We start from the raw sequence: 16411 nt of genomic DNA on the forward strand, positions 1-16411 counted from the left end.
GTAGTCCCTTAGAGAGACGCATAAGCCTTTCCGACAATCGAAATTCGATTGTCGGGGCTATGCGTTAACGCGAATAGAATTCGACCACCAGATGCGGCTCCATGACGACCGGATACGGTACGTCGCCGAGCGCCGGAACGCGTGCGAAGGTAGCAACCATCTTGTTATGGTCGACTTCGATGTAGTCCGGGACGTCACGTTCAGCCAGGCTAACCGATTCCAGAACGGAAACGAGCTGCTTCGACTTCTGACGAACTTCGATGACGTCGCCAGCCTTGCAACGGTAGGAACCGATGTTGACGCGGACGCCGTTCACGGTCACGTGGCCGTGGTTCACGAACTGGCGGGCAGCGAAAACGGTCGGAACGAACTTGGCGCGATAAACGATCGCGTCCAGACGGGACTCCAGAAGACCGATCAGGTTTTCGGAGGTGTCACCCTTGCGGCGCGCGGCTTCAGCGAAGATTGCACGGAACTGCTTTTCGCGCAGGTCACCGTAGTAACCCTTCAGCTTCTGCTTGGCGCGCAGCTGCACACCGAAGTCAGAGAGCTTGCCCTTGCGGCGCTGACCATGCTGGCCCGGGCCGTATTCGCGGCGGTTCACCGGGGACTTCGGACGGCCCCAGATGTTTTCGCCCATACGGCGGTCAATCTTGTACTTGGACGATTCGCGCTTGCTCATCGTATTTCCTTTCAGAAAGTTAGAACGGCTTGTTACCAAACCGCGTGAAGGAAACACGCCCTCCTTTGATCTTCTCTCGAGGATCCGACAGGATCATCCCATTACGCGAACAGGACAAATCCACGGGACATGTCAAATGAAACACCGGACATCTCTGCCCGGTGCTGGCGCGGTCTTTAGGGCGAAGTCGCTGGAATGTCAATCACAATTCCACGTCCTTGCCCATCAATGCCCCTGGTGGCGTAGCCGTTGCAGCTTACTTGGCGCTCGCCGTCTCGGTCTTCAGGCCGAGCGCGTCACGGATCGTATAGAACAGATCCGTCTGGTCCGTCAGACCGGCAACATTTGCTGCACGCGGCCCGTAGGCCGCGATGCGCAGCTGCGAGCCCGTGTGGCCCTGGTCATTCTCGTCTTCGGAGTTACCGTAGCTCACGGCCATAACAGCCCCATCCTTCGTCATCAGCGCTTCCGTCAGGCCGGGAGCCTTGGTATCAGCCTCGATGATCTGACTTGCATGGGCATGGTCAGCGGTGACGATAACGAGCGTGTCGCCAGCTTCCCGCGCAAATTTCAGCGCTTCCTGAACGGCTTCGTCGAGATCAACCGTCTCACCGATCTGACCGCACGGGTTGGCGGCATGGTCCTGCTTGTCGATCGACGCGCCCTCGACCTGCAGGAAGAAGCCCTTCTCATTCGTCCGAAGCAGTTCGATCGCCTTCGCCGTCATCTGGGCCAGCGTCGGGGTTGCGGCCGTGCGCTTCTCGTTCGGCTGGCAGACGACCGGCTCCTTCTCGATATTGCCGTAGTGGCTGGCCTTCGGGCCTTCCCAGCGAACCGGCATGTTGCCCTCGGCAAACAGACCGAGCACTGGCGCGCTGTCGTTTGCCTGCTTGATGGCCCGAAGCTCATCGAGGTTCGAAACGATCTTGTAGCCGCGCTCCTCGGCCTGCTGGCGAAGCGTCTTGTCTTTCCACTCGCCGGCCTTGGCGGTCTCGCCAAAGCTCTTGGCGCCACCGCCAAGTGTCACGTCAGCACGTGCATTCAGCAGCTGCTCGCTGATCGATCCCTTACCGCCGTTTTCAAGCGCATTCGTCGGGCACTTCTCGGTCGTGGAAGCCGGGTCGTAGCACTTACGCTGGGTCACGTGTGCGGCCTGGACGGCAGGCGTTGCGTCCTGGAGTTCGGCGGTCGAGACGTTGCCCGTGCCGATGCCGGCAGCCTTTGCCTTCTCAAGCAGTGTTTCGTGGGCCTTCTCATGAATGTCGACGCCGATCGCGCCGTTATAGGACTTCACGCCGGTCGCCCAGGCGGTGCCCGAGGCAGCGGAGTCGGTCACGTAGGTCGGCTTGCCGGTCTTCTTGTCGAGCGAATAGTGCGTGTACTGGCCGGTGACCGGCAGCGCATCGATACCCTTGAAATACTGGCCCGCACCAACCGCATAGTTGCGCGCGATGGTGATTTCGGAGTCGCCCATGCCGTCGCCGATTAGGAGGATGACATTCTTCGGGCGAGTATCGATGAGCGCAGCGCGGTAAGCCTCGGTGATATCGCCGGAGAGGCGGCGTGCGCCACCAGGAGCGCTCAGATCGGCACTCGCCGCGCGCTCCAGAAGTTTGTTCGCCGCATCATCGGCATAGCCGGGTTGAATGGCAACGGTTGCAAGCAGGCCGCCGGCGACAAGGCGCAACAGCTGGTGACGAACGTTGTTTCTCATGACCGAGATCTCCTTCTGATAATCCGCATCGACCACACGGGTCGCGCGCCTTATCCACCACCTGAATGAAGCCCATGTGACAAAAGCAACTTCTTCGTGTGATATTAGAGGTCGAGTATAGAGCAGCCCGATAGTTCCCGCGCTATCCTTGCTGCAATCCGGCCGTCATTCCGCTGCAGAGCGGACATCACCCGCATCGGGCGCATTGGCATCGCCCGGGGCCGTCTGGCAGTTCATATCGGGGAACGCGACGATGCGCTTGCCCGAGAAATCCGTATGCACGACGACGGTGCCCTGCTCCTCGAAATAGCCAAGCAGACGTCTCGCACGCCGGGCCGAATGGGTGCCATAGGCCCGCGCAATCCGTGCATCCGAGGGGCACGTCTCGCCACACACAGCAGCCTTTGCCAGCATCAGGAAAACGCCCTGTAGGTCGTCCGTGACGCCTGTGGACAGTGACAGCGCCGTCGCCCAAGCTTCTGTTCCCGCCGTTGCCGCATCCACGCCGGAGCGCGAAATCGCCACGCGACGTCGAAACTCGGGCAGCGACATCGGAGGACCGGGAACCCGGCGCATACGAAGTCGCACGAGGAACTCCTGATAAAGGACGGGATCCGTTCGAAATCCCGAGCCCGGATCGTCCAGTATCTCGTGCAACACTGCTGTCAGCCTCTCTTCGCGCTCCTCGGCCGATAGTTCGGGTTGAGGTGCACGCGCTTCCGAGACAGGAGCCGAGGCAATGGGAGCCGATCGCGACAGTTCGGCAAGAATATCCGTGGTCGGCCGTGGCGCCGGCGGCGCACGGCGGACGATCGGCCTCTGAAACTCCTCTGGATCCGGGGTAAAGATCAGATCCTCGACGTCGTCAGGTGCATCCGGCAGCGGCATGAGCTTCGGGCTCGACGAGCGAGCCGAGGTCTCGACATTGCCGATCTGGATCGGTAGTGGGCGGCGCGACAAGGCTGGCCCGAGCGCAACGAAATTGCCACGCTTCAGATCGCGGAACATTTCCGCCTGACGCCGATCCATCCCGAGGAGATCAGCCGCACGCGCCATGTCGATATCGAGGAAGGTGCGGCCCATCAGGAAGTTTGAGGCTTCCGCGGCCACGTTCTTCGCAAGCTTTGCGAGACGCTGCGTCGCGATCACGCCGGCAAGACCACGCTTGCGGCCGCGGCACATGAGGTTCGTCATGGCGCCAAGCGACATCTTGCGGGCATCTTCCGAAACATCGCCGCCGACTGAAGGCGCAAACATCTGCGCCTCGTCGACCACGACGAGAACGGGATACCAGAATTCACGGTCGGCATCGAACATGCCGTTAAGGAAAGCTGCCGCCGCACGCATCTGCTGCTCGATATCAAGACCCTCGAGGGTCAGAACGCAGGAGACGCGATGCTGGCGGATACGAGTGGCGATGCCGGCCAATTCGGCTTCCGTGCGCTCGCCATCGACGACGACGTGGCCGAACTTGTCCGACAGAGTGACGAAATCGCCTTCAGGATCGATGATGACCTGCTGCACCCACTGGGCGGATTGCTCTAACAAACGGCGGAGAAGATGCGACTTGCCGGAGCCCGAATTGCCCTGCACCAGAAGACGGGTAGCCAGAAGCTCCTCGATATCGAGCGTGGCCGGATTGCCTCCCGACGCCGTTCCCATATCGATACCAACCTGCAATGTCACATTCCTCTTTCAATTCGACACGGCGTCCTAGCAGGTTTGGCCGTGTCTTTGGCAACACGGCGGCACGAACCCACAGGAGAAAACGTCAGAACCTGGCTTTCAGCATCCTGGTGCAGACCAGGCTGACCGCGAGTGGAACCAGCAACACCGCCAACCCGACGCGCAACCCGGACATCTCCGCGATGAAGCCGATCAGAGGCGGACCGATCAGAAAGCCGGTAAGCGCCATGAAGGACAGGATGGCGACATTGGCGGCCGCCGGTCGATCCCTCAGGCTTGCTGCGGTGGTCACCGCCAGCGGAAAGCCGACCGATACACCGATCCCGACCAAGGCAAAACCCGCCAGCGTCAAAAGGCTGTGCCAGGCAAAAACGACGATAAGCATGCCGACGAGAGCAGCAGCGCCGCAGCCACGAGCCAGCGCGATTGCCCCAAAACGCTGTTTCAGATGATCGCCGCTGAAGCGGCCCGCTGCGACCATCATCGCGAAAATCGTATATCCGATACCGGTCATCATGCCGTCGGTCTGGAAAACACCCTTGAGATAGACGGCGGACCAGTCGGCGATCGCTCCTTCTGTCATCGTAATTCCGAAGACGAAGGCGCAGATACCGAGCAGAGCGCTGCTTGGCAGCTTGAACGGCATATGCGGCGGAGCCGCACCAGCCTCGCGATCGGGCGGCAGGCCGAGGCTTGCTACAATGGCAAACGGCAAAACGACGAAGGCAGCAGCCATGATCGCCCATTCGGCGGGCGCGGCAATTGCCACCATTCCCGAACCAAGCAGGCTGCCGGCCATGATGCCCAGGCTCCAGAAGCCGTGGCAGCGGTTCATGATAATCGAGCCGGTATCCTTTTCAGCACGATCTGCTTCAACATTCAGCCCCAGCTCCAGCGTCGACATAGCAACGCCAAGCAGCGCAAGCGCGATGAAGAGTTCCAGCGGCGTGCGCGAGAAGGCGGGAAGGCAGACAATCACCGAGAAGACGAAGAATCCCGCGATGACGGTGGTTTTGCCGCCAATGCGCGATACCACTCGTCCGGCGACAGGCAGCGTCGACAGAATACCGACCGGCATGCCGAGCAGCGCCAAGGCAAGATCGGCCGGACCAAGCTCAAGACGAGCCTGGATTTCGGGAATGCGCGGCAACCAGCTGCCGAACGCAATCGGCTGCAGAAAAAAGATAGCCATGACAAGTTTTTGGAAGGACATGCGAAGCCTGGCGGGACGAATCACATCCCACAGTCTGCGCAGTCGCCTGGCTTTGCAATAGCCCCTATTGTATCGAGATGAAGACGGGCTTGGCGCGAGCGCCTGATTCAAGCCTTGAGACCAAATCCCTGCATCAGCCGCCGCGTCGCAAAATCGGGATTGCCAGAGGTGAAGACCGCGAAGTCGAAACTATCAGGGTGCACGCCATCGACGACCTGCGGCACGAGGCTGCGGGCACGCCGCGCGATTGCCTCCGCCGGATCGAGCCAATCGACCGGCCAGGGTGCTAGCCGACGGAAAACATTGGCCATGAAGGGATAATGCGTACAGGCAAGAACCACGATATCGGTCTTGGAACCATCCTTCTCCACGAAGCACTGGTCGATCTCGGAAAGCACGGCCTCATCGGATACAGCATCGCCGCGAATATAAGCCTCTGCTATTCGCGCCAGATTTTCCGAGCCGACCAGGCGCACATGGCACTGCTGCGCGAAGGATTGAATCAGGTCGCGCGTATAGGCGCGCTTCACCGTGCCAGGCGTCGCCAGAACCGAGACGAGCCCTGAGCGCGTCCGCTCAGCGGCCGGCTTGATCGCCGGTACCGTGCCGACGAAGGTCATCCGCGGAAACGCCGCACGCAAGTCGGCGCCGACAAGCGTAAAGGCCGTATTGCATGCGATGATGCAGACCTCGGGATCATGCTCCGCAAGCAGCTTGGCGAAAAGGCCGATGATCCGTTCCTTCAGCGCCTGCTCTTCCCAGCCGCCATAGGGAAAGCCGGCGTCGTCTGCGATGTAGATGAAGCCACGCTCCGGCATCAGCACGCGCGCTTCGCGCAAGACGGTCAGCCCTCCGATGCCGGAATCGAAGACCAGAACCGGTTTCAGCTCATTCAGCGCTGCTGTCATCTTCCGATTGTTCCTTGACGTCGACGGGCGGCCGGCTCCCGCGCGGATATTTCCGCGAGAAGCGGTCGAGGGAGGAGATAACGCCGCGCAACACGCTGATTTCTTGCTCCGTGAAGGCGCGGCGAGAAAGGACTGCGCGCAGGTTGTCCACCATTTTGGGCTTTTTCGCGGGTGGATGGAAATAATTGCGCGCTTCCAGCGCTTCTTCCAACTGGTCGTAGAGACCGAAGAGCTGTTCTTTCGTGGATTGCGTTTGCGACATTGCCTGGAAGGGAACGCTGCCGACGTCCGCCATCCCCGATTTCATCCATTCATAGGACATCAGAAGCACCGCTTGGGCAATGTTGAGCGAGGCGAAGGCGGGGTTGACCGGGAAAGTCACGATCTCATCGGCCAGCGCGACTTCTTCGTTGGTCAGCCCCCAGCGCTCGCGGCCGAACAGGATGCCGGTGCCCTCACCTGCGCGGAACTTCGCCCGCAGCGTTTCCGCTGCCACCACCGGCGATCGTACCGGCTTGAAGCCGTCCCGCTCGCGCGCCGTCGTCGCATAGACAAAGTTCAGGTCGGCGATCGCCTGTTCCAGCGTCTCGAAGACCTTCGTGCCTTCGATCACATGATCCGCCTTCGAGGCGGCAGCCTGTGCCTTTTCGTTCGGCCAACCATCACGCGGATTGACCAGCCTCAAGTCCACCAGGCCGAAGTTCGCCATGGCGCGCGCGACCATGCCGATATTCTCCCCCATCTGGGGTTCGACGAGAATGACAACCGGGCCTTCCGTGAGAAGTTGCCGCTCGCTGTTCGTGCCTGCCATGACGCTGGATCCTTTTGTTACGGCCGGAATAGCCAAGCCGCGCCGAAACGGCAAGGGTCAAGCATTCGGAGAGCCTGTCCAGCGTCGAGCCGACCATCTCTGCGCCGAGGCGCGGGCCGGCATGTGATAGCGGCAAGTGCTGTCGGGACGAACCTTTGCTCTTGCGGTCAACGAGGAAACGCTTCCACTGGTGGGAAGCGCACCGGTTGGAACTCGTAAGCCCATCGAAATCCTTGGCCATGATCTGCCGGACCTGTCCCCGCCCGGTGACAACAGGCCGTGGAAAGTTGCCCTCGCCTCATTCGCGACCTCGATGCCGGTGATCAAGGGGGATTTTCGCCAGCCATCGAAGCTTCGCTGTCCCTCCGCGTAACCACAGATTACAATGCAAAGCCTAGCGCGCAGCCCACCTCGGAACAGTACGGCCCACAGTCGTCCGAGCCATTATTGGCCTTTGGCGATCTGCACCATCGTGTTCTTGAGCGAATTCGGTGGCTGGCCTGGGTCGCCCTCGGTGACGATATCATCGATGACAGGCTTGCCGCCCTCATCGAGCACCTCGAACCGCACGGTGGTCACGGCCTGCTTGTCCGACCCGTCATCCATGCACGTCGCCTTCTTGAACGTGACGACCACTTCCGTCGCGCCGTCAGCGACGGACTTCGGCGTGTACGTCAAATCCTCGAGAGGGCAAGCATCTTCGCCATTGACGATGACGTCGTAGTCGAAGGGGGAAACACCATCCTCGTCGGCAGCAGGATTCTGGATGGCGGCCTGGTACTTAGTCACGAAATCCTTGCTGTATAACCGTGAAAGCTTGCTCGGATCGAAGATGTCGATCCAATCGCTGTCTGCTCCCGACCAGTTCTTGATCGTCGCATCCATAACCTCTTTTACAGGCGCTGTAACGTCGGCGGCGAGCATCGGGCACGTCGAACCGAGCAGGATCGCAAGGACAAGGGAAATCTTCTTCATGACGAATATCCAGGCAATGGTTTTGCGCCGGAGACTAGCCATTTTCCTCCGCTTGGCAATGGCCGCAAAAACACGATCCCCTTCCTGCTTCCGGCTTTGCACTCCCGGCCCACAATGCTATAGCGCTCGGGATTTGACATCACCCACCCGGGACGCAAGTCCCTTCCAAGCTTAACGAGGCAGATACATGAAGAAGATCAAGGTCGCCAATCCCGTCGCCGATCTCGACGGCGATGAAATGACTCGCATCATTTGGCAGCTCATCAAGGATAAGCTGATCCATCCGTATCTCGACCTTGAGATCGATTATTTCGACCTTTCCGTTGAAAACCGCGACGCCACCAACGATCAGGTGACGATCGACGCCGCCAACGCCATCAAGAAGCATGGCGTCGGCATCAAGTGCGCAACGATCACGCCTGATGAGGCACGCGTCAAGGAATTCAACCTCAAGCAGATGTGGAAGAGCCCGAACGGCACGATCCGCAACATCCTTGGCGGCGTTATCTTCCGCGAGCCGATCATCTGCAAGAACGTCCCGCGTCTCGTTCCGGGCTGGACACAGCCGATCGTTGTCGGCCGTCATGCCTTCGGCGACCAGTACCGCGCGACCGACTTCAAATTCCCGGGCAAGGGCAAGCTGACGATCAAGTTCGTCGGCGAAGACGGCCAGGTCATCGAAAAAGAAGTCTTCGACGCACCGGGCGCCGGCGTGGCAATGGCGATGTACAACCTCGACGAGTCGATCCGCGAATTCGCCCGCGCCTCGATGATGTATGGCCTGATGCGCAAGTGGCCGGTCTACCTGTCGACCAAGAACACCATCCTCAAGGCCTATGACGGCCGTTTCAAGGACATCTTCGAAGAAGTCTACGAGACCGAGTTCAAAGATCAGTTCAAGGAAATCGGCATCACCTACGAGCACCGCCTGATCGATGACATGGTTGCTTCGGCGCTGAAGTGGTCCGGCGGCTACGTCTGGGCCTGCAAGAACTATGACGGCGACGTCCAGTCGGACACGGTTGCCCAGGGCTTCGGCTCGCTCGGTCTGATGACTTCGGTTCTCTTGACTCCGGATGGCAAGACTGTTGAAGCCGAAGCTGCACACGGCACGGTTACCCGCCATTACCGCCAGCACCAGAAGGGCCAGGAGACCTCGACGAACTCGATCGCATCGATCTTCGCCTGGACCCGTGGCCTCGCGCACCGCGCCAAGCTCGATGACAACGCCGAACTCGCAAAGTTCGCCGCCACGCTCGAAAAGGTCTGCGTCGACACCGTCGAGGCCGGCTTCATGACCAAGGATCTGGCGTTGCTCATCGGCCCCGATCAGCCTTGGCTCTCCACCACCGCCTTCCTCGACAAGATCGACCAGAACCTGCAGAAGGCCATGGCATAAGCCAGAACCAATATCGGAATGGACGGCGGGGATTTCCCCGCCGTTTTCGTTTCAGCGACAAGTAAGGGGAACAAAAGGATGACCACTACGATCCGTCCGCTGCAGCCATCCGACCGAGGCGCCTGGGAGCCGCTTTGGGCCGGCTATCAACGCTTCTATGAGGTCGTCATCCCGCCGGAGACAACGGAGCTGACCTGGGCGCGCTTTCACGATCCGACCGAGGACATGCACGCGCTTGGCGCCTTCGACGATAGCGGCCGCCTCGTTGGTATCGTCCACGCGATTTTCCACCGTTCGACCTGGCTGCCGAAATGGACCTGCTATCTCCAGGACCTCTATGTCGATGACACCCAGCGCGGTGTCGGTGCTGGCGCTGCCCTCATTGACGCCGTCGCTGATCTCGCTCGCGAGAACGGAGCTGGTCGGCTTTACTGGATGACGCACGAAACAAACGCCACCGCGCGAAGACTCTACGACAGGATCGCTGAGCGATCCGGCTTCATCCAATATCGCAAGGCGCTTTAGATAGTTATCCACTTTGCGCACGACGGTTCTGTCCTATTTCCCTCATGGCGAGCCTTGATCCGCTGCGTTCAGATGGAGGAACACCGAAGGAAGCGAGGAGGAGTACATGAGAGACGAACTGGTATTTTATACGAACCCTATGTCGCGCGGTCGTATCGCCCGCTGGATGCTGGAAGAGACAGGCGTACCGTACAAAACAGAGATCATGACCTTCGGTGGAACTATCAAGTCGCCGGAATACCTCGCCGTCAACCCGATGGGCAAAGTTCCTGCGATCCGCCACGGCAAGACGGTGGTGACGGAATGCGCCGCCATCTGCGCCTACCTGGCCGATACCTTTCAGGAGGCCGGCCTTGCTCCAAAACCGGACGAGCGCGGCAGCTATTATCGCTGGATGTTCTTCACCGCAGGCCCTCTCGAAGCGGCAGTGACCAACAAGGCCTTGGGCTTCGAAACGCCACCCGACAAGGCACGCATGGCCGGATATGGCAGCTACGCGGATGTGATGAACACGTTGGAGCGCGCCGTCAGCGCATCGCCCTATGTCACCGGTGACCGCTTCACGGCAGCCGACGTCTACGTCGGCTCGCATATCGGCTGGGGCATGGGCTTCGGCACCCTCGAGAAGCGCCAGGCCTTCGCAGACTATCTCGGCCGCGTCACCGATCGCCCGGCTTACAAGCGCGCCGTCGCAATCGATGACGAGGCCATGAAGGCCGCACAATAGCAACCGGATGCTAGACCAGCGGCATGTGAATGTCAGTCAGGAGTTCGGTCGGCGGTACATCACGTGGGTTGTTGAGATATTCCTCAAACATAACGCTGTCGCGAAGTTTCCTGCCCGAAGCGGGCAACCAATCCGCATAGAGCCAATGGTAGGCCTTGTACATGTCGGCGTAAGGTCCCTTGTGACGCAGCACGGCGTATTCCCCTCCGTCGAGTGTACGAGTTTCGAACGGCGCCACCACCGCAACCTCGCCTTCGACGGTCACGCATGCGACCGAGCGGAGCTTTTCGGCAGGCACAATGTCGGGATCATCGAGATAGACACCGATCATGCGCATCGTGGGCTTGGCAAGTCCACGAGCAAAAAGCGTGCTGAACAAGGTCTCGAATGCCTTGCCGATCTGCATGTACGAGCCGATATGCGGCACGCCAAGCAATTGAATTGGCTCGATCTTCCGTAGGGTAATGTCAAACATGGTTGCGGTCTTTCCGTAAGGTGAGGGTTCGAAGGCTTTGTGGCTTCCCTCCTTCCGGTACTGTGCTGGCGGCATGCCATAGACCGATTTGAAGATGCGGTTGAAGGACTGGAGGTTGGGATAGCCTGATCGCCTTGCTATCTCCCGGACAGAAAGATCCGTGGCAACGATGTCGCCGGCGGCACGATGCAGCCTTAATCGCTTGACGGTCGCCGCGAGTGTCTCGCCATGAACCGCGCGATAGATCCTGTGCCAGTGGTAGCTCGACATGCAGGCGATGCCGGCAAGGTTGTCCATGTCGAGCTCCTCGTCGAGATGATCATGGATATAGGCCGATACCCGTCTGAGACGGTTTTCGTAGAGCGCCCATGCCGTTTCGCCATTCATGTCAGAACCTCATGCAAGTCGATCGCGGCAGAAAAGCATACCGCGATTTGACAAATCCTGCGGACTTGCGCCGCCAGCGAATCCTGATAGATCGGAATTCCGGCTCGAACCCAAGAGGATTTCAAAATGCCGGACTTTTCAACAATCATACTCTTTGCCGTCGCCGCCCTGGTGCTGACCGCAACACCCGGCCCAGACATGCTGCTGATCGCCTCCCGCAGCATAAGCCAGGGACGCGCAGCCGGATTTCTGACTTATGCGGGCATCGCGCTCGGCACCTATTGCCATGCCCTCGCCGCAGCTCTCGGGCTTTCCCAGCTCTTTCTGACCGTGCCGGTCGCCTACGATGTCGTTCGCTTGGCGGGGTGCTCTTATCTTCTCTATCTCGCATACAAGACGATTCGGTCGGAGCGGACAGCTTTTGCTCCAGCCTCGACGCTCACGAGGCTCGCGGGAAAGCGGATATTCCTTGCAGGACTAGCGACGAATCTCCTGAACCCCAAGATGGCGCTCTTCGTCGTGGCGTTGTTTCCGCAGTTCGTCCGCCCCGGCGGCGGCTCCATGGTCGTACAGATGCTTGTGCTAGCGAGTGTTTTGAATGGCATCGGCTTCATCGTGAACGGCGCCGTCATCATTCTGGGAAGCAAGATACGCACACGTCTGAGCACAGCGACCCGTTTCCCCAAGCTGCCGCAATATTTGCTGGCAAGCGTGTTCACTGGCCTTGCGTGCCGTCTCGCTGTGCAAACGAGAAGCTGAAACCAGTCAGTAGCACGCGCACAAATACAAACCGGCTGCGAAATACGTCATTTCGCAGCCGGCTCAGATTTCAGACTATTACCAGTTATTGCGCCTCAACCAGCCAGCGCCGCAGCAACCACCTCGATCGCCTCATCCGCCTTCGATCCATCCGGACCGCCGGCCTGCGCCATATCAGGACGGCCGCCCCCACCCTTGCCACCGAGCGCAGCAGACGCGATGCGCACCAGATCGACGGCGCTGAAGCGTCCGACGAGATCTTCGGTGACAGCAACGACAGCACTCGCCTTGCCGTCCTCGGCAACGCCGATCAGCGCGACAACGCCGGAACCGAGGCTTGCCTTACCGTCATCGGCCAGGCCCTTGAGATCCTTGGGATCCACACCAGAGATTGCCTTGCCAAGGAACTTGACGCCGGCAACATCGCGAACCGAATCCGCGGAGCCGCCCTGCCCGCCGCCCATTGCAAGTTTGCGCTTGGCATCGGCCAACTCGCGCTCAAGCTTGCGGCGTTCATCCATCAGCGCCTCAACGCGAGCGAGAACATCTGCCGGCTGCACCTTCAACGACGTCGCGAGCGATTTGACGCGCTCGTCCTGTTCCGCCAGGTATTCACGCGCGGATTCGCCTGTGACCGCCTCGATACGGCGCACGCCGGCACCAACCGCGCTTTCGCCGAGAATACGGATCAGCCCGATCTGACCGGTCGCGCCGACATGCGTGCCGCCGCAAAGTTCGATCGAATAGGGCTTTCCGGCCTTCGCGCCGCGCACGCCCTGGCCCATGGCCACAACGCGAACCTCGTCGCCGTATTTTTCGCCGAACAGAGCCATCGCGCCTTCGGCAATCGCGTCATCGACGCTCATCAGGCGGGTCGTGACCGGCGAATTCTGCAACACGATCTCGTTCGCCATGTCCTCGACGACCTTCAGTTCGTCAGCAGTCATCGGCTTTGGATGCGAAACGTCGAAGCGCAGTCGCTCCGGGGCGACGAGCGAGCCCTTCTGTGCCACATGCGTGCCCAACACTTCGCGCAGCGCCTCGTGCAGCAGGTGCGTGGCGGAATGGTTTGCGCGCAAGCGCGAGCGGCGCGCATGGTCGACCGTCAACGCGACCGCATCACCCGCGTTCACATTACCTTCGACGACAGTGCCGATATGGACAAAGAGGCCCTCGCCCTTCTTCTGTGTGTCCGTGATCTCGATCTTGGCGGTATCGGAGGTAATGACACCCGTATCTCCCATCTGGCCGCCGGACTCACCGTAGAACGGCGTCTGGTTGACGACGATCTGAACCTTGTCGCCGGCCGACGCGGAATCAACCGACGTGCCGTCCTTCACAATGGCCTGAACAACGCCTTCTGCGGTCTCGGTGTCGTAGCCGAGGAACTCCGTCGCGCCGTGCTTCTCCTTGAGTTCGAACCAAATCGTCTCGGTAGCCTTGTCGCCGGAACCGGCCCAGTGCGAGCGCGCCTCGGCCTTCTGCCGCTGCATGGCGTCGGTGAAGCCGGATATGTCTACGCCGATTTCGCGGGCGCGAAGCGCATCCTGCGTCAGGTCGAGCGGGAAGCCATAGGTATCATAGAGTTTGAAGGCGGTTTCGCCATCGAGCATGTCACCCTTGCCGAGCGCCGTCGTGGCATCGGAGAGAAGCGAAAGACCGCGCTCCAACGTCTTACGGAATCGGGTCTCTTCAAGCTTCAGCGTCTCGGAGATCAGCGATTCCGCGCGGACCAGCTCCGGATATGCCCGTCCCATTTCCTGGACAAGCGTCGGCAACAGCTTCCAGATCAGCGGCTCCTTGGCACCGAGCAACTCTGCATGCCGCATCGCGCGGCGCATGATCCGGCGAAGCACGTAACCGCGGCCTTCATTCGAGGGCAACACCCCATCGGCAATCAGGAACGCCGATGAGCGCAGGTGGTCGGCAATAACGCGGTGGCTGGCGCGACGCTCGCCCTCTGCCTTCACACCCGTCACTTCCTCCGAAGCCTCGATCAGGGCGCGGAAGAGGTCGATGTCATAGTTGTCGTGCTTGCCCTGCAGAACAGCAGCGACGCGCTCCAGTCCCATGCCGGTGTCGATCGACGGACGCGGGAGGTCGATTCGCTCTTCCTTGGTGACCTGCTCGTACTGCATGAAGACGAGGTTCCAGATCTCGATGAAGCGGTCGCCATCTTCTTCAGGTGAGCCGGGAGGGCCGCCCCAGATGTGATCGCCGTGGTCATAGAAGATTTCCGAACACGGGCCGCACGGGCCGGTATCGCCCATCGCCCAGAAATTGTCGCTGGTCGGAATGCGGATAATCTTCTCGTCCGGCAAACCTGCGATCTTCTTCCAGAGATTAAAGGCCTCGTCATCCGTGTGATAGACGGTGACCAGCAGCCGCTTGGCGTCGAGCGCGAATTCCTTGGTGATCAGGTTCCAGGCAAGCTCGATTGCCCGCTCCTTGAAGTAGTCGCCGAAGGAGAAGTTGCCGAGCATCTCGAAGAAGGTGTGATGGCGCGCAGTGTAGCCGACGTTATCAAGGTCGTTATGCTTGCCGCCGGCGCGGACGCACTTCTGCGCCGTCGAGGCCGTCTTGTATGGACGCTGCTCCAGGCCGGTGAAAACATTCTTGAACTGGACCATGCCGGCATTGGTGAACATCAGGGTCGGATCGTTGCGCGGCACCAGCGGGCTCGACGAAACGATTTCGTGGCCGTTCTTCTTGAAATAGTCGAGGAAGGTCGACCGGATATCATTCACACCGCTCATGCTATGCCCTTCAATGCTGCCGGAAGGCAGGTCAAAACTTAAATCCAGTGGCTTTTATCGTTCGCCTTAACCACTGTCCAGCAGACAAACAAAACCGGCCGCATTCTGATCAAAGAATACGGCCGGTTTTGAACTGTTGGAAACCGATACGATTAGCCGTCGACGGCCTCGTCCCCGTCATTCGCATCAGGGCCGCCGTTCTGCAGGAAGCGGTCCGCAATCAGACCGGCATTCTGACGAAGCGCCGTCTCAATCTCACGCAGGAGATCCGGATTGTCGCGCAGGAAGAGCTTCGCATTCTCGCGGCCCTGGCCGAGGCGCTGGCTGTTATAAGAGAACCAGGCGCCCGACTTCTCGACAATACCAGCCTTGACGCCTAGGTCGACCAGTTCGCCGGTCTTCGAAACGCCCTCACCATACATGATGTCGAATTCGACCTGCTTGAAGGGAGGCGCCATCTTGTTCTTGACGACCTTGACGCGGGTCTGGTTGCCAATCACCTCTTCGCGCTCCTTGACCGCACCGATGCGTCGAATGTCAAGGCGAACGGACGCATAGAACTTCAGCGCGTTACCGCCGGTCGTCGTTTCCGGCGAACCGAACATGACACCGATCTTCATGCGGATCTGGTTGATGAAGATGACCATGGTGTTCGACTTCGAGATGGAAGCCGTCAGCTTGCGCAGTGCCTGGCTCATCAGACGCGCCTGAAGACCCGGCAGATTATCGCCCATCTCGCCTTCGATTTCGGCACGCGGCGTCAACGCGGCGACGGAGTCGACAACGAGAACGTCGACCGCACCGGAACGGACCAGCGTGTCGGTGATCTCAAGCGCCTGCTCGCCCGTATCCGGCTGTGAAATCAGCAGATTCTGCAGATCGACACCAAGTTTGCGGGCATAGACCGGATCGAGCGCATGTTCCGCGTCAACGAAAGCGCAGATGCCGCCCTTCTTCTGCGATTCGGCAATGGTCTGTAGCGCGAGCGTCGTCTTACCCGAGCTTTCAGGTCCGTAAATCTCTATGATACGTCCTTTCGGAAGACCGCCGATTCCGAGCGCTATATCCAGCCCGAGGGAACCCGTCGACACCGTTTCGATCTCGACAACGTTCTCGTTCGAGCCGAGCTTCATGATTGAGCCCTTGCCGAACGACCGCTCGATCTGTGAGAGTGCCGCTTCAAGTGCCTTGCTTTTGTCCACCGATTTGTCCTCTACAAGCCGCAATGTATTCTGTGACATTCGATCCACCTTTAGGTTATTGAAGCCGCTCAAGCAATGTCGCCGCTGATGCCGATTTTGTACCGCATTTGTTCTCATTGCGCAAGCGGCGCTCAAATAATTGAAACAAAAAGGTAAAACTGCCCGTGTTCTACATTTGTTTTAGTAATGGAA

The 16411-nt window shown here is 59.8% G+C and carries 14 protein-coding genes; 4 read left to right on the plus strand and 10 right to left on the minus strand.

Going from position 1 to position 16411, the window contains the following annotated elements; genetic code table 11:
- Positions 1–64 precede the first annotated feature (64 nt).
- The 7 genes from rpsD to ATY79_RS21095 form a co-directional block, all read right to left on the minus strand.
- Complete coding sequence (rpsD, locus tag ATY79_RS21060; protein WP_088694258.1) at positions 65–682, minus strand: 30S ribosomal protein S4; 618 nt, start codon at positions 680–682, stop codon at positions 65–67.
- A 256-nt stretch (positions 683–938) separates the two neighbouring features.
- The gene (phoA, locus tag ATY79_RS21065) at positions 939–2396 is read right to left on the minus strand and encodes an alkaline phosphatase (RefSeq protein ID WP_088704941.1); all 1458 of its coding nucleotides are present in this window, start codon (positions 2394–2396) and stop codon (positions 939–941) included.
- Between the two features lie 165 nt (positions 2397–2561).
- Entirely contained in the window at positions 2562–4076 is a 1515-nt protein-coding gene (locus tag ATY79_RS21070) for an ATP-binding protein (protein WP_088704792.1), read from the minus strand.
- A gap of 91 nt (positions 4077–4167) precedes the next feature.
- Positions 4168–5274, minus strand: a complete 1107-nt coding sequence (locus ATY79_RS21075) for an MFS transporter (RefSeq protein WP_245312421.1) — start codon at positions 5272–5274, stop codon at positions 4168–4170.
- Between the two features lie 128 nt (positions 5275–5402).
- On the minus strand, positions 5403–6203 hold the full coding sequence (murI, locus tag ATY79_RS21080) for a glutamate racemase (RefSeq protein WP_088704794.1): 801 nt from the start codon (positions 6201–6203) through the stop codon (positions 5403–5405).
- The gene (locus ATY79_RS21085) at positions 6184–7014 is read right to left on the minus strand and encodes an RNA methyltransferase (RefSeq protein ID WP_088694261.1); all 831 of its coding nucleotides are present in this window, start codon (positions 7012–7014) and stop codon (positions 6184–6186) included. The genes murI and ATY79_RS21085 overlap by 20 nt, the downstream gene beginning before the upstream one ends.
- A gap of 444 nt (positions 7015–7458) precedes the next feature.
- The gene (locus ATY79_RS21095) at positions 7459–7989 is read right to left on the minus strand and encodes a hypothetical protein (RefSeq protein WP_088694466.1); all 531 of its coding nucleotides are present in this window, start codon (positions 7987–7989) and stop codon (positions 7459–7461) included.
- 187 nt (positions 7990–8176) lie between these two features.
- Here ATY79_RS21095 and ATY79_RS21100 point away from each other — a divergent pair, with 187 nt between their 5' ends.
- From ATY79_RS21100 to ATY79_RS21110, 3 genes are all read left to right on the plus strand, one after another.
- Positions 8177–9388 (plus strand): NADP-dependent isocitrate dehydrogenase, encoded by a 1212-nt coding sequence (locus ATY79_RS21100; protein WP_018854858.1) that lies wholly within the window; start codon positions 8177–8179, stop codon positions 9386–9388.
- Positions 9389–9466: 78 nt separating this feature from the next.
- Positions 9467–9913, plus strand: coding sequence for a GNAT family N-acetyltransferase (locus ATY79_RS21105; RefSeq protein WP_088694263.1), 447 nt, complete (start codon positions 9467–9469; stop codon positions 9911–9913).
- Positions 9914–10019: 106 nt separating this feature from the next.
- A complete protein-coding gene (locus tag ATY79_RS21110; protein ID WP_088704796.1) occupies positions 10020–10640 on the plus strand; it encodes a glutathione S-transferase family protein in 621 nt (206 codons plus the stop codon).
- A gap of 10 nt (positions 10641–10650) precedes the next feature.
- Here ATY79_RS21110 and ATY79_RS21115 read toward each other — a convergent pair whose 3' ends face one another.
- Positions 10651–11502: an AraC family transcriptional regulator gene (locus tag ATY79_RS21115; protein ID WP_088704797.1), complete on the minus strand. Its 852-nt coding sequence runs from the start codon at positions 11500–11502 to the stop codon at positions 10651–10653.
- Positions 11503–11628: 126 nt separating this feature from the next.
- On the opposite strand from ATY79_RS21115, the gene ATY79_RS21120 reads away from it, so the two are divergent.
- Positions 11629–12261, plus strand: coding sequence for a LysE family translocator (locus ATY79_RS21120; RefSeq protein WP_088704798.1), 633 nt, complete (start codon positions 11629–11631; stop codon positions 12259–12261).
- Positions 12262–12356: 95 nt separating this feature from the next.
- Here ATY79_RS21120 and alaS read toward each other — a convergent pair whose 3' ends face one another.
- On the minus strand, positions 12357–15017 hold the full coding sequence (gene alaS, locus ATY79_RS21125; RefSeq protein WP_088704799.1) for an alanine--tRNA ligase: 2661 nt from the start codon (positions 15015–15017) through the stop codon (positions 12357–12359).
- A gap of 152 nt (positions 15018–15169) precedes the next feature.
- Complete coding sequence (gene recA, locus ATY79_RS21130; protein ID WP_088694268.1) at positions 15170–16258, minus strand: recombinase RecA; 1089 nt, start codon at positions 16256–16258, stop codon at positions 15170–15172.
- Positions 16259–16411: the final 153 nt, after the last annotated feature.

This window comes from Rhizobium sp. R693 (assembly GCF_002211315.1).
Lineage (GTDB): Bacteria > Pseudomonadota > Alphaproteobacteria > Rhizobiales > Rhizobiaceae > Rhizobium.